The sequence below is a fragment of the Brachybacterium vulturis genome (genome assembly GCF_002407185.1).
Classification (GTDB): Bacteria; Actinomycetota; Actinomycetes; order Actinomycetales; family Dermabacteraceae; genus Brachybacterium; species Brachybacterium vulturis.
Genome location: NZ_CP023563.1, coordinates 62,095 through 84,042, shown reverse-complemented (window position 1 = coordinate 84,042; position 21,948 = coordinate 62,095). Strand labels below are relative to the sequence as shown.

The 21,948-nt window shown below is 71.2% G+C and carries 20 protein-coding genes; 17 read left to right on the top strand and 3 right to left on the bottom strand.

What is annotated here, in order from left to right; genetic code table 11:
* Positions 1-78: 78 nt before the first annotated feature.
* A complete protein-coding gene (locus tag CFK38_RS00345) occupies positions 79-1,347 on the bottom strand; it encodes an ABC transporter substrate-binding protein (RefSeq protein WP_096801279.1) in 1,269 nt (422 codons plus the stop codon).
* Positions 1,348-1,533: 186 nt separating this feature from the next.
* Here CFK38_RS00345 and CFK38_RS00340 point away from each other — a divergent pair, with 186 nt between their 5' ends.
* The 17 genes from CFK38_RS00340 (at position 1,534) to CFK38_RS00260 (ending at position 19,880) form a co-directional block, all read left to right on the top strand.
* Positions 1,534-2,589, top strand: a complete 1,056-nt coding sequence (locus tag CFK38_RS00340; RefSeq protein ID WP_218192328.1) for a zinc-dependent alcohol dehydrogenase — start codon at positions 1,534-1,536, stop codon at positions 2,587-2,589.
* Positions 2,590-2,649: 60 nt separating this feature from the next.
* Entirely contained in the window at positions 2,650-3,024 is a 375-nt protein-coding gene (gene cmtR / locus CFK38_RS00335; protein WP_096804143.1) for a Cd(II)/Pb(II)-sensing metalloregulatory transcriptional regulator CmtR, read from the top strand.
* Complete coding sequence (locus tag CFK38_RS00330; RefSeq protein WP_096801278.1) at positions 3,021-5,057, top strand: heavy metal translocating P-type ATPase; 2,037 nt, start codon at positions 3,021-3,023, stop codon at positions 5,055-5,057. The genes cmtR and CFK38_RS00330 overlap by 4 nt, the downstream gene beginning before the upstream one ends.
* A 166-nt stretch (positions 5,058-5,223) precedes the next feature.
* Positions 5,224-5,541 (top strand): hypothetical protein, encoded by a 318-nt coding sequence (locus CFK38_RS00325; RefSeq protein WP_096801277.1) that lies wholly within the window; start codon positions 5,224-5,226, stop codon positions 5,539-5,541.
* A gap of 36 nt (positions 5,542-5,577) precedes the next feature.
* Entirely contained in the window at positions 5,578-6,600 is a 1,023-nt protein-coding gene (locus CFK38_RS00320) for an ADP-ribosylglycohydrolase family protein (protein WP_096801276.1), read from the top strand.
* A gap of 174 nt (positions 6,601-6,774) precedes the next feature.
* Positions 6,775-7,854, top strand: a complete 1,080-nt coding sequence (locus tag CFK38_RS00315) for a YeeE/YedE family protein (protein WP_096801275.1) — start codon at positions 6,775-6,777, stop codon at positions 7,852-7,854.
* Positions 7,855-7,967: 113 nt separating this feature from the next.
* On the top strand, positions 7,968-8,198 hold the full coding sequence (locus CFK38_RS00310; protein WP_096801274.1) for a sulfurtransferase TusA family protein: 231 nt from the start codon (positions 7,968-7,970) through the stop codon (positions 8,196-8,198).
* Between the two features lie 408 nt (positions 8,199-8,606).
* Positions 8,607-10,115: an ABC transporter substrate-binding protein gene (locus tag CFK38_RS00305; RefSeq protein ID WP_245851163.1), complete on the top strand. Its 1,509-nt coding sequence runs from the start codon at positions 8,607-8,609 to the stop codon at positions 10,113-10,115.
* Complete coding sequence (locus CFK38_RS00300; RefSeq protein ID WP_218192326.1) at positions 10,112-11,071, top strand: ABC transporter permease; 960 nt, start codon at positions 10,112-10,114, stop codon at positions 11,069-11,071. The genes CFK38_RS00305 and CFK38_RS00300 overlap by 4 nt, the downstream gene beginning before the upstream one ends.
* Positions 11,071-12,030 carry an ABC transporter permease gene (locus tag CFK38_RS00295; protein ID WP_245851162.1) on the top strand — a complete coding sequence of 320 codons (960 nt, stop codon included), beginning with the start codon at positions 11,071-11,073 and terminating at the stop codon, positions 12,028-12,030. The genes CFK38_RS00300 and CFK38_RS00295 overlap by 1 nt, the downstream gene beginning before the upstream one ends.
* Complete coding sequence (locus CFK38_RS00290) at positions 12,030-13,814, top strand: ABC transporter ATP-binding protein (RefSeq protein ID WP_245851161.1); 1,785 nt, start codon at positions 12,030-12,032, stop codon at positions 13,812-13,814. Before CFK38_RS00295 ends, CFK38_RS00290 begins: the two co-directional genes overlap by 1 nt.
* Before the next feature lie 96 nt (positions 13,815-13,910).
* Positions 13,911-14,819 (top strand): TetR family transcriptional regulator C-terminal domain-containing protein, encoded by a 909-nt coding sequence (locus tag CFK38_RS00285; RefSeq protein ID WP_096801273.1) that lies wholly within the window; start codon positions 13,911-13,913, stop codon positions 14,817-14,819.
* Positions 14,820-14,876: 57 nt separating this feature from the next.
* Complete coding sequence (locus CFK38_RS00280; RefSeq protein ID WP_096801272.1) at positions 14,877-15,782, top strand: beta-keto acid cleavage family enzyme; 906 nt, start codon at positions 14,877-14,879, stop codon at positions 15,780-15,782.
* Complete coding sequence (locus tag CFK38_RS00275) at positions 15,779-16,771, top strand: 3-hydroxyacyl-CoA dehydrogenase NAD-binding domain-containing protein (protein ID WP_096801271.1); 993 nt, start codon at positions 15,779-15,781, stop codon at positions 16,769-16,771. The genes CFK38_RS00280 and CFK38_RS00275 overlap by 4 nt, the downstream gene beginning before the upstream one ends.
* On the top strand, positions 16,768-17,280 hold the full coding sequence (locus CFK38_RS17445; RefSeq protein ID WP_096801270.1) for a thioesterase family protein: 513 nt from the start codon (positions 16,768-16,770) through the stop codon (positions 17,278-17,280). Before CFK38_RS00275 ends, CFK38_RS17445 begins: the two co-directional genes overlap by 4 nt.
* Positions 17,281-17,324: 44 nt before the next feature.
* Positions 17,325-18,494, top strand: coding sequence for a serine hydrolase domain-containing protein (locus CFK38_RS00265; RefSeq protein ID WP_096801269.1), 1,170 nt, complete (start codon positions 17,325-17,327; stop codon positions 18,492-18,494).
* Between the two features lie 147 nt (positions 18,495-18,641).
* Positions 18,642-19,880: an MFS transporter gene (locus CFK38_RS00260; protein ID WP_096801268.1), complete on the top strand. Its 1,239-nt coding sequence runs from the start codon at positions 18,642-18,644 to the stop codon at positions 19,878-19,880.
* Positions 19,881-19,957: 77 nt separating this feature from the next.
* On the opposite strand, the gene CFK38_RS00255 is transcribed toward CFK38_RS00260, so the two are convergent.
* On the bottom strand, positions 19,958-21,004 hold the full coding sequence (locus CFK38_RS00255) for a homocysteine S-methyltransferase family protein (protein WP_096801267.1): 1,047 nt from the start codon (positions 21,002-21,004) through the stop codon (positions 19,958-19,960).
* Positions 21,005-21,137: 133 nt separating this feature from the next.
* A complete protein-coding gene (locus CFK38_RS00250) occupies positions 21,138-21,902 on the bottom strand; it encodes an SDR family NAD(P)-dependent oxidoreductase (RefSeq protein ID WP_096801266.1) in 765 nt (254 codons plus the stop codon).
* Positions 21,903-21,948: the final 46 nt, after the last annotated feature.

Here is a 21,948-nt window from a genome sequence, read left to right as displayed (position 1 = left end):
CTCGGCCTGCACGGGCAGGTGCGGAGGCACCCGGCAACGGGATGCATCCGCACCTGCAGCTGCTGTGGAACTCGCTGCTTACTCCTCGCCCTCCAGAAGCTCCTGGAACTGCGTGCTCGCCTCGTCGGCGGCGGCATCGGAGTCCTCGCCGGTGATCGCGGCGACGATGGGGCCGCCCACGATCTCGCGGGCCTGGGCCACGCCGTTCACGCGCGGGCGGTCATAACCCACGCCGTTCTCGGCGTTCTTCGCGATCGCGGTCGCGAGCTCCTCGGGGTAGCTCTCGGTGCCGGCGGGGTCCTCCCACACCGAGGTGCGGGCGCTGGGCACGCCCGCCTTCTGGATCTCGAGCGTCATCTCGGGGCTGGTGGCCCACCGGATGAACTCCCAGGCGTTGTCCTTATTCGGGGACTGGCTGTTGATGGCCAGGGCCCAGGCGGCGACGTTGTACGGCTTGGAGCCATCGGGGCCGGCGGGGAACGCGGCGAACCCGACCTGGTCGGCGACCTTGGACTTCTCCGGGTCGTAGACGTTCTGGTAGAGGCTCGAGGCGTCGATCCAGAACCCGGCGTTGCCCTGGGCGAAGATCGCGGAGGCCTCGGGCCAGCTCATGTCGGTGCTCATCTGGTCAGGCCCGTAGTCGTGCAGGAGCCCGCCGTAGTAGGCGTAGGCCTCCTTGGCCTCCGGGCTGTCGATGGCGGAGTTGCCGCTGTCGTCGATCCAGGTGCCGCCGTGGCTGTAGAGGAAGCCGGAGAACTGGGTGACCGCGGCGGAGGCCTGGCTGCGCATCACGATGCCTGCGGTGCCGGGGTTGTCCTCCTTGATGGTCTTGGCCGCGTTCTCGAGCTCCTCCATGGTGGTGGGCGCCTCGAGACCGGCGGCCTCCAGGAGGTCCTTGCGGTAGTAGACCATCTCGCTCTCGGTGATGAGCGGGACGCCGACGGTCTGGTCCTCATAGGTGGTCAGCTCGACGGGGCCCTTCTGGAAGTCGTCCCAGTTCCAGTCCCCTGCGTCGGCCACCCGGTCGGAGATGTCCTGCAGATAGCCGCTCTGTCCGAACAGCTTGCCGACCTGCAGGGGCCGGTACATCATCACGTCGATGTCCTCGGAGCCCGCGTTGAGCTTGACCTTGTAGTTGTCGACCAGCTGATCCTCGCTCAGCTGGCTCACGACCACGGTGATGCCCGTCTCGTCTTCGAATTCCGAGATCTTCTTGGTGATGAGGTCGGTCCATACATGATTCGCCAGGGTGATGTTCAGCGTTTTCGAATCACCACCTCCGCCACCGCTGCCGCCGCCGCACGCGGTGAGGGCCCCTGCGCCCATCACTGCGGCGCTCGCTGCCATGAAGGTCCTTCGTGTGCTCGTCCACTTCGTCTGCCTCATCGGGGGCTCCTCTTCGCGCGACCGAACCTGCTGTTGTGATGGCTGCTCTCAAGATATACCGGATGTGACGCAGGCCTCCTTTCGGTGATTGGATCGTGATGACGGCGTCGCGTCGTGCCGCCGCCGCACCCGACCGAGGAGCCCGTCATGGCCACCACCCTCCCCACCACGAGCCGCACGATGCCGGCGGTCGTCAAGATCGGCCCCGGGCCCGACGGCGTCATCGTCACGGAGGTGGCCGTGCCCGAGGTGCTCCCCGGCCTGGCCGCAGTTCGGGTGACGGCGACCGGCCTGTGCGGCACCGACGTCCACGTCGCCCACGACGAATACGGGTACGAGGCCCCCGTGGTGATGGGGCACGAGATCACCGGCACGGTCATCGAGGTCGGTGGGGAGGCGGACGCCGACTGGCTCGGCCGACCAGTCGCCTGCGAGACCTACTTCTCCACCTGCGAGACCTGTCGCTGGTGTCGGGCGGGCCGCCGGAACCTCTGCCCGCAGCGCCGTTCATTGGGCAGCTACGAGCACGGAGGATTCGCCGAGATCGTCGTGCTCCCCGTCCTGAACCTGCACGAGCTGCCGCAGTGGCTCGACCCGCTCGAGGGCGTGCTCGCCGAACCTCTCGCCTGCGTCACGCAGTGCCTGCTCGATCCGCCCGTCGTCCAAGCCGGGGACCGGGTGCTGGTCACCGGGCCGGGCGCCATGGGTCAGCTCGCCGCTCAGGTCGCCGGCGCGCTCGGTGCGGCGGTGACGGTGAGCGGCCTGGACCGTGACGCACGGCGCCTGGAGGTCGCCGGGAGGTTCGGTGCCACGACCACCACCTCGCCGCTGATCGACGGATCCTTCGATGTGGTCCTGGAGTGCTCGGGCAGTGAGGCTGCGGCCGAGGTCGCTCTCGCGGCCGTGGCGCGAGGCGGTCGCTACGTGCAGATCGGGATCTTCGGTCGACCGGTCACGGTGCCGATCGACCAGATCCTCTTCAAGGAACTGACCGTCACCAGTGGGTTCGCGTCGACCGCCACCTCTTGGAGGAGGGCCCTGCGGATGATTGAGGCGAAGCAGGTCACGCTTGGCCCGCTCGTGACCGGGCAGGTCCCCCTGGAGGACGTTCATGCCGCCCTCGAGGCCGTCGAGCGCGGCGACGGGCTGAAGACGGTTGTCGTCCCCGGTCGGCACGACGGACTGGTCAGCACGTCCGCATAGTCAGCACCCTGGAGATCGCGACTCATCCGGAATAGTCAGTCGATGCTGTATGGTCAGCGCATGCTGACCAGAGCTTCTCGTCTCGACGTCATGAACCGACTGGGCCGCGCGATGGCCGATCCCACCCGCTCCCGCATCCTGCTGTCCCTGCTCGAGGAACCGGGCTACCCGGCCGTGCTCGCCACCGAACTGGACCTGACCCGCACGAACGTCTCGAACCATCTGGCGTGCCTGCGCGGCTGCGGGATCGTCGTCGCCGTCCCGGAGGGGCGACGCACCCGCTACGAGATCGCCGATGCGCACCTCACCGCCGCGCTCGGCGCCCTGGTCGAGACGGTGCTGGCGGTGGACGACGGGCTCCCCTGCACCGATGAGCACTGCACGGTCCCGCTGTGCTGCACCACCCCCGCCGCCATCGCGGAGACGGTCCGATGAGCGACGACTGCTGCGGTCCGGTGACGACGGCCCCGCCGCCCGCGGATGCCTGCTGCGGTGACTCTGCCCCGGCCGCCCCCGGCGGGACGCTCGAGCTCGAGGACCGCACGCCGTGGTGGCGGGACCGCTCCTTGGCGCTGCCGCTCGCCGCCGGCGCGCTGTGGGTGACCGGCCTGCTGCTGGGCTGGGCGGGCCTGGAGCTCGCCGGGCTCGTCGTGCACGCCCTGGCGCTCGCCGCCGGTGCCTGGACCTTCGTGCCCGGCACCGTGACCCGCCTGGTGCGGGGCCGTGGCCTCGCCCGGCTCGGTGTCGGGCTGCTGATGACCCTCGCAGCGCTGGGCGCCGTGCTGCTGGGTCATGTCGGGGAGGCGGCCGCCCTCGCCTTCCTGTTCTCCCTCGCCGAAGCGCTCGAGGACCGCTCGATGGACCGCGCGAAGCAGGGTCTGCGCTCCCTGCTCGCGCTGCTCCCCGAGACCGTGCGCGTCTCTCGTGCCGCCGGTCCCGAGCTGGTCCCCGCCGCCGAGCTCCGCACCGGGGATGTGCTCCTGCTCGGCGCCGGCGACCGGGTCGCCACCGATGGCGTGATCGTCGAGGGCCGCTCCTGGCTCGACACCTCGGCGATCACCGGGGAGTCGATCCCGGTCGAGGCGGGACCCGGCGACGAGGTGCACGCCGGCTCCCTGAACGGCTCCGGCTCGCTGTCCCTGCGCGCCACCGCCGACGGCCGCGACAACTCGCTGACCCAGATCGTGCGCCTGGTGGACCAGGCGCACGCCGCGAAGGGGGAGCGAGCACGGCTCGCCGACCGGATCGCCCGACCGCTGGTGCCCGTCGTGCTGGTGGTCTCCGCCCTGGTCGCGCTCGTCGGCCTGGTCACCGGTGAGCCCGGCACCTGGATCGAGCGGGCGCTGGTGGTGCTGGTCGCCGCCTCGCCGTGCGCGATGGCGATCGCCGTGCCGGTCACGGTGATCTCCTCGATCGGCGCGGCCAGCAGGTTCGGCGTGGTGATCAAGTCCGGCGCCGCCTTCGAGCAGCTCGGCACGATCCGGACCGTCGCGTTGGACAAGACCGGGACCCTCACCCGCAACGAACCGCAGGTGGTGGAGGTCGCGACTGCCGAGGGCCGTCGCCGCGAGGAGATCATCGCGCTCGCCGCCGCCCTGGAATCCAGCAGCTCCCACCCGCTGGCCGGGGCCGTCCTCGCCGCGGCCGACGCCACCGGGGAGGATGCCGCGCAGGCCGCGGAGGTGCAGGAATCCCCGGGCCACGGCCTCACCGGCCAGATCGCCGGGCGTGCGATCCGGGTGGGCAGCCCGCGCTGGATCGCCCCCGGCCCGCTCGCCACCCGCACCGAGGACATGGCCGCCCGGGGGATGAGCCTCATCGTGGTCGAGGAGGACGGCCGCGTGATCGGCGCGCTCGGGGTGCGCGATGAACTGCGCCCCGAAGCGGCCTCGACGGTCGCCGCCCTGCATGCCCAGGGGATCCGCACCGTGATGCTCACCGGCGACCATGCCCTCACCGCCCGCGCGATCGCCGAGGAGGCGGGGATCGACGAGGTCCACGCCGAGCAGCTCCCGGCCGACAAGGCCGCCCACGTCCGCCGGCTCGCCGCCCAGGCGCCGACGGCGATGGTCGGCGACGGGATCAACGACGCCCCGGCCCTCGCCTCGGCGACCGTGGGGATCGCGATCGGCGTCACCGGCACGGCCGCCGCCGTGGAATCGGCCGATGTCGTCTTCACCGGCACCGAGCTGGAACAGCTCCCCGGCGCGCTCGCCCACGCCCGCCGCGGCCGTCGGATCATGACCGGGAACATCGCCCTCGCCCTCGCGATCATCGTGGTGCTCTTCCCGCTGGCGCTCTTCGGGGTGCTGGGCCTGGCGGCCGTGGTGCTGATCCACGAGGCGGCCGAGGTCGTCGTCATCGCCAACGGCATGCGCGCGGCGCGTGCCGGGGGCGGGGATCGTGGCCGGAGCGGGATCGGCACCCGCTCCGGTGCCGCGCAGGGGAGCAGGGTGCCGGTCGGGTGAGAGCTCGCGGGCATGCCGCGCAGGGAAAAGCGGCCCACCGTCCCGCCCGTCGACGTCCGCGTGATCCCGGTGGTGTTCCCGGTACTGTGCGGAGCAGCCGGTCGCAGCCGTCCGGCACCCGTGCCCCCACGACCTCGTGCACGGGTCGTCGACCCAGGAAAGCACCATGGACCAGATCACCGTCGCCGGCCACCCCGACCCGATTTCCGCCTCCCCCGTCGCCGCCGCGCTCCTTCAGCAGCGGCTCGAGACCGCGCGCGAGACCCGCGGCGCCGCCGCCGCCGAGAACCTGGAGCACCTGGTCGGCGCCCGGATCGGTGAGCTCCTGGAGGAGGGCATGTACAGCATCGACCTGGCGACCATGCGCTCCCTCGTCGATTTCGTGGAGACCCCGGTGGAGGAGGAGGACACCTCCGGCCTCGGGCGCATGGTGCAGGGGATCCGCGACAAGGCCGCCCAGCGCGGCAAACGCACGATGGGCTGAGCCCATGAGGCGCGCGGCACCGCCTACGGTGCTCCCATGAGAGCCATCACCACTCCTGCCGACCGCGCCGCCGGTGTCCTGCTGGGCCTGGCCTGCGGTGACGCCGCCGGCGTCCCCTACGAGTTCGCCTCCGCCCCGTACGATCCGCATCGCGGCCCCGAGATGATCGGCGGCGGGCTCGGCCCGTACGCCCCGGGGGAGTGGTCCGACGACACCCAGATGGCGCTGTGCATCGCCCGCGTCGCCGCCACGGACGTCCCGATCGACTCCGCGGAGGGGCTGGACGCGATCGCACGCGGCTTCCTGGAGTGGGTGCGCGAGGGCGCGACCGACGTCGGCACCCAGACCCGTCAGGTGCTCGGCGCGCTGCGGGAGGACGATGGCGGTCCCGGCCTCGCCGAGCGGATGGCCGCGATCGCCGCCCAGCTGCACCAGCGCACCGGCCGCACCGCCGGCAACGGCGCCCTGATGCGCACCGCCCCGGTCGCGCTCGTCTTCGTCCGGGATCCCGAGCGCACCGCCCGTGCCGCCCGAGCGATCGCCGAACTCACCCACGCGGACCCGCTGGCCGGGGACTCCTGCGTGCTGTGGTGCGAGGCGATCCGGGCCTCCGTCGTCGATGGCGCCGCGCATCACCCGCTCGCCCTGGACCTGCTGCCACCCGAGCGCCGTCACGCCTGGCAGGCCCTGGCCGACGGGTCCTGGCGCGACGGCGGTCCGGCAGCCCTGGCCCCCAACGGGTTCACCGTGACGGCGCTGTATGCCGCACTGCATGCGGCGGAACAGGGACGGGCCGCGGCCGACTCCGCCTCCAGCGGTGCGGAGCACGTGAGCGGCCCCGCCGCGGCGCAGCATGCCGAGACCACCTATCGCGAGGGCATCGCGGCGGCCGTGGCGCTCGGCGATGACACGGACACGATCGCCGCGATCGCCGGCTCGCTGCTGGGAGCCTGGTGCGGCGCAAACGCGATCCCTGGGGAGTGGGCCGGGGCCGTCCACGGCTGGCCGGGGCATGACGCTGCCGGGCTGCGCGAGCTGGCGGCAGCGATCGTGGGCTGAGTTCTCGGCCGGGTGTGCCACCAGATCTCTGTCTCTGACGAGGTCGTCTCGATCGTATGACGGTCGCGAGCTCGCTGACGACAGCTTTCTGGTGGTGCCGATCCTGGCGGGGTGCGCGTTCATCCGGCGACACGGGGGTATTGCTTATGGGTCCCATAAGTTAACGTTCTCGGCATGATCTTCACCGGCCTTCTCCTCGGCGCCCTCCTCGGCTACGTCCTGCAGCGCTCCCGGTTCTGCGTCACCGGCGCGTTCCGGGACCTGTACATGGCCCGCTCGGCGCGCTACTTCGTCCCCTTCCTGCTCGCGATCGCGATCCAGGCCATCGGCGTCGCGGCGCTGACCGGCGTGGGCGTGATCGCCCCGGAGCCCGCCACCTTCGCGCCGCTGGCGGTGATCGGTGGCGGACTGCTGTTCGGCATCGGCATCATCATGGCCGGCGGCTGCGCGACCGGCACCTACTACCGCGCCGGCGAGGGCCTGATCGGCTCCTGGGTGGCGCTGGTCTTCTACGCCCTGTTCGCCGCGGTCATGAAGTACGGCCCGCTCAGCGCCTTCACCGAGGCGGCCCGTGCCCGCACCGTGGGCGACGCGACCATCCAGGAGACCCTCGGGGTCAGCGTCTGGGTGCCCACGGTCCTCTTCTCCGCCCTGGTCGCCGTGCTCGTGGTGCGCCAGGTGCGTCGCCGCGCCGCCCGCCATGCCGACCGCAGGAGCGTGCGCCTGCCCGCCCGCCGCGCGGGCCTCGGCCACTACCTCGCCGACATCCCCTGGAACCCCTGGGTGGGTGGCGTGCTGCTGGGGATCATCGGCGTGGCCGCCTGGGTGCTCTCCACCGCGGCCGGCCGCAACGGGGGACTGGGCATCACCACCCCCTCGGCCAAGATCATCACCTTCCTCACCACCGGCGACGTGACCCTCGTGGACTGGTCCGTGATGCTCGTGCTCGGCATCCTGGTGGGCTCCTTCATCGCCGCGAAGCTCACCGGCGAGTTCCGGTGGCGGGTGCCGGATGTGAGCACCATCCTGCGCAGCGCCGGCGGCGGCCTGGCCATGGGCGTGGGTGCCGCGCTCGCCGGCGGCTGCACCATCGGCAATTCCCTGGTGGAGACCAGCCTGTTCAGCTACCAGGGCTGGGTCTCCTTCGCCGCGATCATGCTCGGCACCTGGGGTGCCGCCTGGTTCTTCCTGGTGCGCCCGCAGAAGGCCGCTGCCGGCAGACGCCCCGCCCCGGTGCTCACCCCCGCCGCCTGACCCCGAGCTCCGGACCCTGGCCTCCCGATCCCGACCTCCTGACCGCCGGGCCTCCCGATTTCCTGGCCCCGACCCGCTGACCGACGTTCCGCACCACCGAAAGGATGCCCCTCGTGCCTGCCTTCACCCTCCAGACCAACGGCGCCGTCTGCCCCTTCCCGCTGATCGACGCGAAGAACGCCATTCAGCAGCTGAACACCGGCGATGACCTGATCATCGGCTTCGACTGCACCCAGGCCACCGACTCCCTGCCCCAGTGGGCAGCGGAGGACGGCCATGAGGTGGTCGCCTTCGACCGCGTGGGCGATGCGGGGTGGTCCATCACGGTGCGGAAGGGCGCCTGAGCGCTCACTTCCCGAACGGCCCCCGGCCCGGACCCCATGTGGGTCCGGGCCGTCGCGCGTCCGATCGTCAGGATGCTGACGATCGTCGTCGGCGCCGCGGGCCCAGCCGGCGCCACGGCCACAGCCGATGCCGCGGCCCAGCCGGCGCTCCCCATGGCTCAAACTTGCGATTCGGGCGAAATAAAGTTCGGCTGAACTTGCGATGATCGCAAATTCGTCGTACGGTGTGCGACGGACCGTGACGCGACGAACTGGACGAGAGGGAGTGGGGCACTCTTGAGGCTACCGACCCAAGCAGGCGAAACACCTGATCGCAGGCGTTCTTCGGGTGCGAGGGGGCGTCCCGCGAACCTCGCGGCAGGCACGGCGACCCGCCGCGGCGTCCTCGGGGGAGGACTGGGACTGGGGGTGAGCGCCGTTCTCGCTGCATGCGGTGGAACTGCCGCTCCAGCCCAGCAGTTCGATCTGGAGGGGCCGCCGCTCGAGGGCGGCTCGCTGCGGGTCGGCTTCGTCGGCGGCGGCGCCTCGGACACCCTCGACGGTGCGAACGCGACCAACCTCGGCGACATCGCCCGGGCCGTGAGCATGTACAACACGCTGCTGTACTTCGATGACGACTACGTCCTGCAGCCCATGCTCGCCACCTCCGTCACCCCGAACGACGATGCCACCGTCTGGACCGCCGAGCTGCGCGACGACGTCACCTTCAGCGACGGGCGGCCGATGACGGTCGAGGACGTCATCTCCAGCTTCGAGCGGATCGTCGACCCCGAGGACCCCAAGTCCGGAGCCGCCTCGCTCAGCCATCTCCGGGAGATGGTGAAGCTCGACGAGCGCACGCTCGAGTTCCGGCTCGACACCTCCGACACCGCACTGGACGAGACCTTCGGCCAGTACACCTCGATCATCGTCCCCACCGACTTCGACGTCGCGGCACCGGTGGGCTCCGGCCCCTTCATGCTCGAGAGCTTCACCGCCGCGCAGTCCACCGTGCTGCGCCGCAACCCGCACTACTGGGGCGCGGAGGGTCCGTACCTCGACGAGGTCAGCCTGCTGAACTTCAACGACACCGATGCGCTGATCAACTCGCTGCTGTCCAACCAGGTCGATGCCATCGCCCAGATCCCGCCGGCGCTCACCGAGGTCATCGCCTCGGACCAGCGGATCAAGATCCTCAACTCCGAGACCGGCATGTACCTGCCCTTCACCATGCGCGTGGACAGGGCGCCGTTCGACGACGAGCGCGTGCGCCAGGCGTTCCGCCTGGCCGTGCATCGCGAGGGGATGATCGAGCAGGTCCTCTCCGGCAAGGGCACCATCGGCAATGACATGTTCGCCGCCTTCGACCCGGCCTACCCCGGTGAGCTGTCCCAGCGCACCCAGGACATCGCCGAAGCGAAGCGGCTGCTGGCCGAGGCCGGACACCCCGACGGCCTCGAGGTGGAGCTGGTCACCGCCCCCATCCAGGCCGGCGTCGTCGAAGCCGCCCAGGTGTTCGCCGAGCAGGCGGCCGAGGCCGGCATCATCGTGTCGATCAACCGCATGGACCTCACCGCCTACTGGACCGACTACCTCAACTACGACTTCTCCCAGTCGTTCTGGTACACCCGCAACTTCCTCGCGCAGTCGAACGCCGCGGTGATGCCGGGCGCTCCGTTCAACGAGACGCACTGGGCGGACGAGGAGTACATCGCGCTGGTCGAGCAGGCCCGCGCCGAGGTCGACGATGCGGCTCGGGGTGAGCTCATCGCCCAGGCCCAGGAGATCCTGTACGACCGCGGCGGTTACATCATCTGGGGCTTCGCGAACCAGATCGACGCCTATCAGGGATATGTCGGCGGCTTCGTCGAGAACCGCACCGGGATCCCGCTGTCCGGGTTCCGGCTTGACCGCGTGTGGATCGGAGAGGCCGCATGATCGCCAAACTCATCGTCCGTCGGCTGGCCATCAGCCTCGTCATCCTGCTGGCAGTCTCCCTGCTGGTCTTCGGCGCGACCCTGCTCCTGCCAGGTGACCCGGCCCGGGCGATCCTGGGCCAGCAGGCGACCCCCGAGCGGATCGCCGCCCTGCACCAGCAGATGCATCTGGATCAGCCCGCCGGGCAGCGCTACCTGTCCTGGCTCGGTGGCCTGTTCACCGGTGATCTGGGCACCTCGGCGGCATCCGGCCAGCCGGTGATCGACCTGCTGGCCGACCGTGCCCGCGCCTCGGTGTTCCTCATGGTCGCCGCCGCGCTGATCAGCATCCCGGCCGGTCTCGCGCTGGGCATCTGGTCCGCACTGCGCCGCGGCCGGGTCGCGGACAGCGCGATCACGGGCATCTCCCTGGTGCTCGCGGCCCTGCCCGAGTTCGTGATCGGCATCGCCCTGGTGGCCCTGTTCGCCACCACCGTGCTGAGCATCCTGCCTGCGGTGACCATGTCCCCGCCGGGAACGCAGGTCTGGGACTTCCCTGCCCAGCTGATCCTGCCCACCGCGGTGCTGGTGCTGGTGGTGACCCCGTACATCGCCCGGATGATGCGCGCGACCATGCTCGAGGTGCTCGACTCCGGCTATGTGGAGATGGCCCGGCTCAAGGGCGTCCCCGAGCGCCGCGTGATCCTGCGCCACGCCCTGCCCCATGCGATCGGACCGGTCGCCCAGGTGGTCGCGATCCAGCTGGCGTGGATGGCCGGCGGCGTGGTCGTGGTCGAGTTCCTGTTCCGCTATCCCGGGCTCGGCCAGGCCCTCATCGAAGCGGTCGACTATCGCGATGTGCAGGTGGTGCAGGCGGTGACCATGATCGTCGCGGTCATCTACATCGTCGTGAACCTGCTGGCGGATGTCGTCGGCATCCTGGCCAACCCGAAGCTGCGCACCGGAGGTGACAGGTGATGTCCCAGGCCATGAATGCAGGCCCCACCGGAACGGGAGCCGACGACCCGACGGTCGCGAATCCCACCGCCACGGAACCCATCGGCCCCGAGGGGCCGGCCGTCCCCACCGGGAGCACGCGCCGCAACTCGGTGCTCACCCGCTTCTGGGCACAGCGTCAGGCGAAGATCGGCGTGGCGCTGACGGCACTGGTCGTCATCGCCGCGTTCCTGGGACCGCTGCTGCTGCCGTGGGCGACCGGCTACTCCGCCACCGAGTTCGCCGACCGTCCCTTCCAGGAGGCGGGGCCGTTCGGCACCGACAACCTCGGCCGTGACGTGCTCAGCCGGTTCCTGGCCGGCGGCACCTCGCTGATCCTCTACTCCGTGCTGGCCACGGCGCTGGGACTGTTCCTGGGGCTGCTGTTCGGGATGGTCGCCGCCTATGCCGGCGGGACGCTCGACTCCCTGCTCATGCGCGCCAACGACGTGCTGCTGGCGATCCCGCAGCTGGTGTTCGCGCTGCTGGCCATCACCGTGCTGGGCCCGCAGCCCTGGGTGCTGGTGACCGTCATCGCGGTCACCCATGCCCCGCGCATCGCGCGGGTCACGAGGTCGGCCACGCTGGACGTCATCAACGAGGACTACATCCGTGCCGCCGAGATGTACGCGATGCCGCGGATGCGGATCCTGTTCCGCGAGATCCTGCCCAACATCACCGGTCCGCTGGCCGTCGAGGCCGGGCTGCGTCTGACCTATTCGATCGCGGCGATCGCCTCGCTGTCCTTCCTCGGCCTGGGCATGCAGCCGCCGGCCGCGGACTGGGGCCTGATGATCAACGAGAACCGCATCGCACTGTCCCTGCAGCCCTGGGGCGTCATGCTGCCGGTCCTCGCGATCGCCGTCCTGACCATCGGGACCAACCTGATCGCCGATTCGATCGCGCGGGCCTCCGCGAGCACGAACGTAGGGGAGAAGTGATGTCGAGAGCACGCAGGGTCGAGGCGACCCTCACACCCACCGGCGCGCCCATGGTCGAGGGCTCGGCCTGGCACAGCACGGTCGAGAGCGGCGGCGACGTCCTCGAGATCGCGGATCTGAGGATCGACACCACCTCGGGCGGCCGCCCGATCATCAAGGGCGTCGATCTGCGCCTGCGCCAGGGCGAGCTGCTCGCGCTGGTCGGAGAGTCCGGCTCCGGCAAGACCACGGTGGGACTGGCCGTGCTCGGCCGTTTCCGTCGCGGGCTGACGCATGTGGGCGGCACGGTCACCGTCCACCCCTCCAACCACACCTCCGCTGCGGTGATGACCGACCTGGGCGAGGAGGCGCTGCGGCGCCTGCGCGGCTCACGCGTCTCCTACATCCCGCAGGACCCGGCACTGTCGCTGAACCCGGCGATGCGCGTCGGCGAGCAGATCAGCGAGGTGCTCGAGATCCACGAGTTCGGAGCCGACGACGCCGAGCGGACCGAGCGCGTGCGCGGCGTGCTGCGCGAGGTCGGGCTGCCGGATGACGACGCCTACCGGCGCCGCTGGCCCCATGAGCTCTCCGGCGGTCAGCAGCAGCGCATCGGCATCGCGATGGCCTTCGCGATGTACCCCGATGTGCTGGTGCTCGACGAGCCGACCACCGGCCTGGACGTGTCCACCCAGGCCGTGGTGCTCGAGACCATCCGCGAGATGACGGTCAAGAACAGCGTGGCCGGTCTCTACATCACCCACGACCTCGCGGTGGTCGCCGAGATCGCCGACCGCGTGGCGGTCATGCTCCAGGGCGAGCTGGTGGAGGAGGGCCCCACCGCCGACGTGCTCGGTGCCCCGCAGCATCGCTACACCCGCACCCTGCTCGCCGCCGTCCCGGACCTCGCCGGGAAGAACAACATCGGAGAGTTCGAGGCGCGCCGCAAGGCCGTCCAGGCCGCTGAAGCGGGGGAGGCCGTCCGGCCCGCGACCACGAGCACCTCCCGCGATGCGGACACGGCGGCGGCCCCGGCCACCGAGGCGGCCTCCGGCGATCCGCTGCTCGAGGTGCGCGATGTGTCGCTGTCCTACGGCACGAAGCAGGTGCTCACCAGCGTCGACCTCACCCTGCGCACCGGGGAGTGCACCTTGCTGCTGGGAGAGTCCGGCTCGGGCAAGACCACCCTCTCGCGGGCGATCGCCGGCCTGCTGGACCACTGGTCGGGATCTGTCAGGTACCGGGAGGAGGAGCTGCCGCGGTCCACCCGTCGGCGCAGCCTCGCCCAGCGGCAGGACATCCAGTACGTCTTCCAGTCCCCGTTCTCCTCGCTGAACCCGCGCCGCACGCTGGGCCAGTCGCTCGCCGTGCCGCTGGAGATGTCCGGCGAGCTCAGCGCGTCCCAGCGCCGGGAACGGGTCCGCGAGGCGCTGGACTCGGTGCGGCTGGGGAGGTCCTTCTTCGACCGTCGGCCGGGAGATCTCTCCGGCGGTGAGCGCCAGCGCGCGGCCATCGCTCGGGCGCTGGTGAACATGCCGCGGGTGCTGGTGTGCGACGAGATCACGTCGGCGCTGGACGTCTCGGTGCAGGCCAGCATCATCGACCTGCTGAGCCATCTGCGCCAGGAGCGGGGGCTGTCGATGCTCTTCGTGACCCACAACATCGCCCTGGCCCGCCACGTGGCCGAGCGCGTCGCCGTGCTGGATCACGGCGTGATCGTCGACGATGGACCGACGGACCAGGTGCTCACCGCGCCGAGCCACAGTTACACCGAGGAGCTGCTGCAGAACATCCCGACCCTCTGAGGGCGGGACGAGGAGGGCGCCGGGCCGGGGAGGTCCGGGCCCGCCCCAGCAGCCGACGACGCAGTGGGAGGCACCATGTCGACATCACATCCACCGATGACTGCCGCAGGGGACACCGCGGAGACCGCGAGCTCTTCCGCGGAGGCCGCGAGCTCTTCCGCGGAGGCCGTCCGCGTGAGGGTCCGTTCCTGCATCGAGGAGTCCGGTCTCGCCCAGCGCGAGTTCGCCCGCCGCATCGAGCTGGAGGAGACCAAGCTGTCCAAGGCGCTGAAGGGCACCCGCCGCTTCAGCCCGGCCGAGCTGGTGCGGATCGCGACCGTCGGCGGTGTCACGGTGAACTGGCTGGTCTCCGGCTCGGACTCGGCCTCCGGACCGGCCGCGGTCCCCACCGCGGCGAGCCTGCCCCGCCGGGGACGTGAAGCCCCGGAGCAGGGGCGGCGGCGGCAGACGATCGTCGAGACCGCCTGGGCGCTGTTCGCCTCCCGCGGCCTGCACGCGGTGAAGATCTCCGAGATCGCCGCCGAGGCAGGGGTCAGCACCGCCGCGGTCTACCACTACTTCTCCGGCAAGCGTGAGCTGTTCGAGGAGACGCTCCGCTACTCGGTCAAGCTCGCCTTCGATCGGCAGGTCGCCTCCCTGCACCTGATCTCCGGTCCGCGGGAGCGGCTCGAGCACCTCATCAGCCTGCAGCTGCCCGCCGACGGCGCTCGCGCGCAGGAGTTCGCGATCTGGTTGCAGGCCTGGTCCGAGGTCGCCGTCGGCGCCGGCTCCCAGCAGAACCATGCCTTCGCCTATCAGCGGTGGTATCGCACGGTGCACGACGTGCTGCGCGAGGGACAGGAGGCGGGGGTCGTCGCCGCCGAGCCGCTCGAGGACCTCACCACCCAGTTGACCAGCCTGATCGACGGGCTCGGCATCAAGGTGCTGGTCGGCACGATCAGCGTCGAGCAGATGGCCTCCCAGATCCATCGCTTCCTCGAACGCCTCGTCGTCGCCCGTCCCTGACCACCCCGAGACCCAGACCCACCCGAGACCCGGACCCACCCCACGAAAGGGACCCCCATGAGCCGCAAGGTCATCCTCACCTGCGCCGTCACCGGCGCCGGCGACACCGCCGCCAAGAGCGAGCACGTACCTGTCACCCCCGAGCAGATCGCGGCCGATGCGATCGCCGCCGCCCGCGCCGGTGCCTCCGTCGTGCACGTGCACGTGCGGGACATCGAGACCACGCAGGGCTCTCGCGACGTGGAGCTGTACAGCGAGGTGGTGCGCCTGATCGGCGAGAGCGACGTCGATCCCGTCATCAACCTCACCGCCGGCATGGGCGGTGACCTCACGGTCGACCCCAGCGATCCCACCCGGGAGCTGGGCAAGCTCGAGGGCACCGACCTGGTCAGCGGCCTGGACCGGCTGCCGCATGTCGAGAAGCTGCGCCCGGAGATCTGCACCCTGGACTGCGGGTCGCTGAACTTCGGCGAGGGCAGCCAGCTCTACGTCAGCACCCCGGACATGCTCCGCGAGGGTGCCGCCCGGATCAAGGAGCTCGGGGTCAAGCCGGAGATGGAGATCTTCGATACCGGGCAGCTGTGGTTCGCGAACGTCATGGTGGCCGAGGGCCTCATCGCCCCGCCGCCGATGTACCAGCTGTGCATGGGGATCCCCTACGGCGCCCCCGTCGACTCCGGCCTGCTGGACGCCATGGTGCACCTGCTGCCCGAGGGGGCGCAGTGGACGTCCTTCGCCATCGGCCGCGACCAGCTGCGCTGGGTCGCGCAGTCGGTGCTGCTGGGCGGGCACGCCCGGGTGGGGCTGGAGGACAACCTCTACCTGCGCAAGGGCGTCAAGGCCACCAACGCTCAGCTCGTCGAGGAGGCCGGGAAGATCATCGACTCCCTCGGTGACCAGATCGCCACGCCCGACGAGGCCCGCGACATCCTCCAGCTCGACCGGAAGGCTCTCTCCGCATGACCACTGTCCCTGCTGCTCCCATCCCCGACCCGCAGCCGCCCGAGGTCGCCGAGGTCACCACGATCGCCTGCGTCGGCATCGGCACCATCGGCGGCGGCTGGGCCGCCTACTTCCTCTCCCGCGGCTACCGGGTCCAGGCCTGGGACCCCTCGCCCGAGGCCGGGGACCGGGTCCGCGCGCTCATCGACGCCGCCTGGCCGGCGCTGACCCAGCTGGGCCTGGCCGAGGGCGCCGATCCGCACGCCATCTCCGTCCACACCGATCTCGCCGAAGCGCTCGACGGCGCCCAGTTCGTGCAGGAGAGCGCCCCCGAGGTGCTGGAGATGAAGCAGCAGCTGCTGGCGGACATCGATGCGCACGCCGCCCCGGGGGTCATCATCGCCTCCTCCACCTCCGGCTACTCGATGACGGAGATGGCGGTGGACGCGGCCTCACCCGAGCGGCTGGTCGTCGGCCACCCCTTCAACCCGCCCTACCTGATCCCGCTGGTCGAGGTGGTCGGCGGCGAGCAGACCTCGCCCGCGGCCGTCGCCTGGGTCTCGGCCTGGTACGAGCACCTGGGCAAGTCCGTGATCACGATGGACCACGAGGTGCCCGGCTTCATCGCCAACCGCCTGCAGGAGGCGCTGTGGCGGGAGGCGCTGCACATGGTGGACAACGGCGAGGCGACGGTCGAGCAGATCGACCGCTCCATCACCGACGGTCCCGGCCTGCGCTGGCCCCTGCAGGGCCCCATGCTCACCTTCCACCTGGCCGGCGGGCCCGGCGGGATGGCCCACATGCTCGACCACTTCGGTCCTTCGCTGAAGTCCCCCTGGACCCGTCTGGAGGCTCCGGAGCTGACCGAGGAGCTGCGCGGTGCCGTGGTGGCAGGCTGCGATGACGAGGCCGACGGACGCACCGTGCCCGAGCTCGTCGCCCAGCGCGACCAGGCGATCATCGCGGTGCGCCAGGTCATCGAGCAGCTGCGCCGGGGCTCCGCGGCATGAGTGCGCTGCCCGCCTTTCGCACCCCGGTGCGCCGGGAATGGATCGACTACAACGGCCATCTCTCCGAGGCCTACTACGTGCTCGTGTTCGGCTTCGCCACCGACGAGGTGATGGAGCAGATCGGGCTGGGCGCCGCAGAGCGTGCCCAGGCCGGCTCCTCGCTGTACACCGTCGAGGCGCATGTGCGGTACCTGCAGGAGGTGCCCCGCGGCGCAGAGCTGGTGGTGACCACCGCGATCGCCGGCGCCGCGGCCAAGAAGCTGCACCTGGCGCACGAGATGCGGGTGGACGGCGAGCTGGTCGCGACAGAGGAGATCCTGGCGCTGCACGTGGCCGGGGATCCGGCCCGGTCCGCGCCCTTCCCCGAGCCCGTCGCCGCGCGGATCGCCGACGTCGCGGCCGCGGGACCTGCCGGAGCCGGCGACGTCCCGGCGGCGGACGCGATCGCCGAGACCTTCGGCGCCCCCGCCACCCGGCCCGACTGGGTCGGCCGCGCGATCCGTCTCTGAACCGCCCGCACCCCACCGACCGAGGCCCCAGGAGGAGTTCCCCGATGTCCACATCCACCGTTCCCGCAGATGATCCGTCCGCGGTCACCGTCCGCGCCTGCGAGGGGCTGCCCGGCGACATCGCCGAGCGTCTCGTCGAGATCTTCGGTCGCCACCTCGCCGCCTCCGGGGGCGGGATGGCGTTCTCCGTCCACCGCGCCGGGCAGCCGCTGCTGCAGCTGCACGGCGGGCAGGCGGCGCCCGGCCGGCCATGGACCGCGGACACCATGGCGGTGCTGTTCTCCGGCACGAAGGGACTCACCGCGACCCTCGCCGCGCTCCTCATCGGCCGAGGGCAGCTGGACCCCGAGGCCCCGGTCGCGCAGTACTGGCCGGAGTTCGCCGCGGCCGGCAAGGAGCAGGTGCGGATCCACCACCTGCTGGACCACACCGTCGGCCTGCCGTTCGTCGACCCCGACCCGGCGGATGACGCCGAGAGGCTCGACAACCACCTGATGGCCGAGCGCCTCGCCGCCCAGCCGACGCTGTGGGAGCCGGGCACGAAGGTCGCCTACCACGCCCTGACCTACGGATACCTGCTGGCGGAGGTGCTGCGCCGGGTCAGCGGACGCAGCGTCGGGGAGCTGCTGCGCACCGAGCTGGCAGAGCCCTTCGGACTCGATGTCCACCTGGGACTGCCGGAGTCGGAGGAGGTGCGGGTCGCCCCGGTGTTCCGTGCCGCGGGCTACCGGATCTCCACCTACCTGCAGGAGGATCCGGAGCGGCGCGCGATCGTGGACCGGATGTACGGCAGCAGCCTGACCGCCGAGACCCCGCCGTTCAACACCCGCGCCTACCACGCCGCAGAGCTCGCCGCCGGCGGCGGGATCGGCACGGCCGACGCGATGGCGAGGATGTACTCCCTGCTCATCGCCGCCGACGCCCCGCTGCTCCCGGCCGACACCCTGGCCCGCGCCACCCGCACCTGGTCCCAGGGCACGGACACGATCAACGACCGGCCGGTGCGCTTCGGGCTCGGCTACGAGCTCGATGACCCCATCGGCACCTACGGCCCGGTGCGCCCCGCCTTCGGCCACACCGGCGCCGGCGGCGGGCTGCACGGCGCCTGGCCCGAGCAGGGCCTCGCCTTCTCCTTCCTGCCCAGCGAGATGCAGAGCGAGGACGTGGACCGGCGGGTCAAGGATCTGCTGGAGGTGCTGGCGGAGGTGGTGTAGCGCGGTCCGGTGCGAGGGGAAGCGGTGGTGGGGCCCCAGAAGCGGTCGCTCCGCGCATGCCGCCGGCGCTGTGTACGATCGCTCCCGTACGGCGATGCAGCGTCGCGATCGCCCTCCCACACCTCGTGAAAGTCGTCCCTCCACGCCGTGTACTCACTCCTGCTCGCGATCATCTACGTCGCCTTCGTCAGCCTCGGCCTGCCGGATTCCCTGGTCGGCTCGGGCTGGCCGGTCATGCATCAGGACCTCGGCGTCCCGGTGGCGTTCGCCGGCATCATCACCATGATCATCGCCGTGGGGACCATCGTCTCCAGCCTCGCCTCCGAGCGGGTCACCCTCCGCTTCGGCACCGGGGTGGTCACGGCGATCAGCGTCGGGATGACCGCTGCCGCGCTGGTGGGGTTCTCCACCTCGGAGCAGTTCTGGATGCTGTGCCTGTGGGCGATCCCGTACGGGCTCGGTGCCGGCGCGGTCGATGCGGCGCTGAACAACTACGTGGCGCTGCACTACGCGGCCCGGCACATGAACTGGCTGCACAGCTTCTGGGGAGTGGGCGCCTCGATCAGCCCGTTCGTCATGGGGTTCGCGATCTCGTCCGGGCAGGGATGGTCCACCGCCTACCTGCTGATCGGTCTGGCCCAGGCCGCGCTCACCCTCGCACTGCTGGCCAGCATCCCGCTGTGGGGCACGGTGGACAGCGCACGCTCCCCGGCGAGGACCGTCCGGACCCATGATCTCGCCGAGGACGCCCCGGCGCCGCAGGGCCGCGCACCCGTCCCGCTCGAGACGGCGCTGCGGATCCCCGGGGTGGCGCTGATCCTGCTCACGTTCGGCGCCTACTGCGCGCTCGAGAGCACGGCGCTGCTGTGGTCCTCGACCTACCTGGTCGCCGAGCGCGGGGCGCTCCCGGCGGCGGCGGCCGCATTCGGTGCGCTGTTCGTGCTCGGCCTGACCGCCGGGCGCTTCCTGGCCGGCTTCGTCGCCGAGCGCCTCGGTGACCGGGCCCTGATCCGGGGAGGCTTCGTGATCATCGGGGTGGGCGCGCTGATGCTCGCCCTGCCCCTGTCGACGGAGGTGGTCGGGCTCGCGGGTCTGGTCGTCGTGGGCCTCGGCTCCGCGCCGATCTATCCCGCGATCATCCACTCCACCCCGATCAACTTCGGTCGGCGCAACTCCCAGGCCATCATCGGCATCCAGATGGCCGCCGCCTACACCGGCTCCACCCTCGCGCCACCGGCGTTCGGCGCGCTCTCGGCCTGGACGGGGATGTGGATCCTCCCGCTGTTCCTCGCCGTGCTGGTGATGGCGGGCCTGGTGCTGTCCGAGCGGCTGAACCGGGTGGTGGCAGTGCCGGCGCGGGTCCGCACCCATAGCGTGACGACGTGAGTTCCACCCGGCCCCGCGGCGTCGGCGCCGGTCGAGGTCGTGTCCCGATCCCGCCCCGATGAGTGCGCGGCGCGCGGTCAGGCGCGCTCGCCGAGCCCGATCACGTGCTCGGGGAGGCGCTCGTTGCTGCCGTACATGAAGTGGTTCGCCATGTTCTCGGAGAACCGGCTGGCCTCCGGGGTGCGGCCCACTGCCTCGGCGACCTCGCGGATATGGATCGGAGCGGCGCCGCAGCACACCCCCAGGTAGTTCACGCCCAGCGCGTAGGCCTCCTCGGCGAAGGCCCGGATCTCGTAGCGGTTGGTCAGCAGGGGGTCCAGGGCGGTGGGGAAAGTGCGCCCGTGCGGGGAGGGGACGGCCGCCGCCTCATCCGAGAGGTTGAAGAACGTCGGCTCCTCCTGCGTGGTCCGGTACGGGATGGGCAGGGCGCCCACGTGGCAGGAGACCGCCTCGCGGATCTGCCGCAGCCAGGGCATCAGGGTCTCCGGGCCCCGGAAGCAGTTCAACCCGACCACGTCGGCCCCGCCCTGCTCCAGGCGCTGGGCGGTCTCGACGATCCCCGCGCCGTCGGCCATCTCCTGGAACGCCATCGGGGCGAGGGTGAGCACCACCGGCAGCCCGGAGGACTTCGCGACCTCGAGCGCGGCCAGCGCCTCGCCGGCGTAGTAGAAGGTCTCGCCGATGATGAGGTCCGCGCCCTCCTCGACGGCCCATCCGACCATCTCCTCGAACATGCCGCGCACCTCGGCCTGCCGTGCGGTGTCCGTCGGGTCCCAGATGTTCGAGTTCGAGATGTTGCCGGCCATGAGGTTCCCGGGCACCGCGTCGGCGACCTCGCGGGCGATGCGCAGTGCGGAGCGGTTCAGCGGCTCCAGCAGGTCCTCCTTGCCGATCACCCGCATCTTCTCGCGGTGACCGTTGTAGGTGAACGCCTCGACGATGTCGGAGCCGGCGCGCTGGAAGTCCACGTGCAGGGTTCGCAGGGCCTCCGGGTGCTCGAGGGCGACCTCGGGGACGAATTCGCCGGCCGTGAGGTAGCCGCGGCGCTCGAGCTCGAACAGGAAGCCCTCCGCGCAGATGACGGGGCCTGCGTCGAGGCGGTCGGTGAGGATGTTCTGGGGCATGATCGATCTCCGTGGTCCGGCGGGCGGGGCTGTACCGGCCGAGACTAGTCCGGAGCCGCGGCGGTGTCCCCGTGCATGGCGGAGTGTGAACGGGAGGCGGTCACCGTCCGGTCGCCGCGCTCGCCATCACCGTTCACCGCCCTCGCGCCGCCAGGCGTGCCATCAGTCCCGTCGGCGCCAGCCGCGCCGCGGTATAGATCGCCTTGTACCGCTTGCTCGGCACGGAGACCGCCTTGCCGCGCGCCGCGTCCCGCAGCGATTCCTCGACCACCCGCGGCGCCTGGAGCCACAGCCAGTCGGGGATGCCCTCCTCACCCGGAGGCAGGCCCAGGCGGGCGTGGAAGTCGGTGTGGGTGTAGCCGGGGCACACGGCGGTGACGGTCACGCCGCGGGAGCGGTAGTAGCTGCTGGCCCAGCGGGAGAACATCACCTGCCAGGACTTCGCCGCCGCATAGGTGGAGCGCGGCATGACGGCCGAGGCGGAGGCGATGTTGAGGATCGTGCCGGAGCGGCGCTCCAGCATGCCGGGCAGCACGGCGTGCATCAGCCGCATCGGCACCTCGGCATGGAGGCGCAGGTGGCGCGCCTCGTCCTCGATGTCGTTCCGTTCGAAGGCGAGGGGGAGGCCGAAACCGGCGCTGTTGATCAGCATGTCGACCGGGCGCGACGCATCGGAGAGCCGGCCGACGACGGCGGCGATGCCGCCGGCGGAGGAGAGGTCCGCGGCCAGCACGTCGACCTCGCTCGCCCCCTCGCCGCGCAGCTCGGCAGCCAGCTCCTCGAGCCGTGCCTCATCGCGGGCGACGAGCACGAGGTGGTCGCCGCGGCGGGCGAGCCGGCGGGCGTACTCGGCGCCGAGGCCGGAGCTGGCACCGGTGATCAGGGACGTCATCGTCATGGCTGCGAGCTTAGTGACCGCCGGTGCTCCCGTCGTCCTCGCACGT

Excerpts from the sequence above, each read along its gene's own strand:
- CFK38_RS00345 (WP_096801279.1), bottom strand. The coding sequence starts at position 1,347 with ATGGCAGCGAGCGCCGCAGTGATGGGCGCAGGGGCCCTCACCGCGTGC.
- CFK38_RS00340 (WP_218192328.1), top strand. The coding sequence starts at position 1,534 with ATGGCCACCACCCTCCCCACCACGAGCCGCACGATGCCGGCGGTCGTC.
- cmtR (WP_096804143.1), top strand. The coding sequence starts at position 2,650 with ATGCTGACCAGAGCTTCTCGTCTCGACGTCATGAACCGACTGGGCCGC.
- CFK38_RS00330 (WP_096801278.1), top strand. The coding sequence starts at position 3,021 with ATGAGCGACGACTGCTGCGGTCCGGTGACGACGGCCCCGCCGCCCGCG.
- CFK38_RS00325 (WP_096801277.1), top strand. The coding sequence starts at position 5,224 with ATGGACCAGATCACCGTCGCCGGCCACCCCGACCCGATTTCCGCCTCC.
- CFK38_RS00320 (WP_096801276.1), top strand. The coding sequence starts at position 5,578 with ATGAGAGCCATCACCACTCCTGCCGACCGCGCCGCCGGTGTCCTGCTG.
- CFK38_RS00315 (WP_096801275.1), top strand. The coding sequence starts at position 6,775 with ATGATCTTCACCGGCCTTCTCCTCGGCGCCCTCCTCGGCTACGTCCTG.
- CFK38_RS00300 (WP_218192326.1), top strand. The coding sequence starts at position 10,112 with ATGATCGCCAAACTCATCGTCCGTCGGCTGGCCATCAGCCTCGTCATC.
- CFK38_RS00295 (WP_245851162.1), top strand. The coding sequence starts at position 11,071 with ATGTCCCAGGCCATGAATGCAGGCCCCACCGGAACGGGAGCCGACGAC.
- CFK38_RS00290 (WP_245851161.1), top strand. The coding sequence starts at position 12,030 with ATGTCGAGAGCACGCAGGGTCGAGGCGACCCTCACACCCACCGGCGCG.
- CFK38_RS00285 (WP_096801273.1), top strand. The coding sequence starts at position 13,911 with ATGACTGCCGCAGGGGACACCGCGGAGACCGCGAGCTCTTCCGCGGAG.
- CFK38_RS00280 (WP_096801272.1), top strand. The coding sequence starts at position 14,877 with ATGAGCCGCAAGGTCATCCTCACCTGCGCCGTCACCGGCGCCGGCGAC.
- CFK38_RS00275 (WP_096801271.1), top strand. The coding sequence starts at position 15,779 with ATGACCACTGTCCCTGCTGCTCCCATCCCCGACCCGCAGCCGCCCGAG.
- CFK38_RS17445 (WP_096801270.1), top strand. The coding sequence starts at position 16,768 with ATGAGTGCGCTGCCCGCCTTTCGCACCCCGGTGCGCCGGGAATGGATC.
- CFK38_RS00265 (WP_096801269.1), top strand. The coding sequence starts at position 17,325 with ATGTCCACATCCACCGTTCCCGCAGATGATCCGTCCGCGGTCACCGTC.
- CFK38_RS00255 (WP_096801267.1), bottom strand. The coding sequence starts at position 21,004 with ATGCCCCAGAACATCCTCACCGACCGCCTCGACGCAGGCCCCGTCATC.
- CFK38_RS00250 (WP_096801266.1), bottom strand. The coding sequence starts at position 21,902 with ATGACGATGACGTCCCTGATCACCGGTGCCAGCTCCGGCCTCGGCGCC.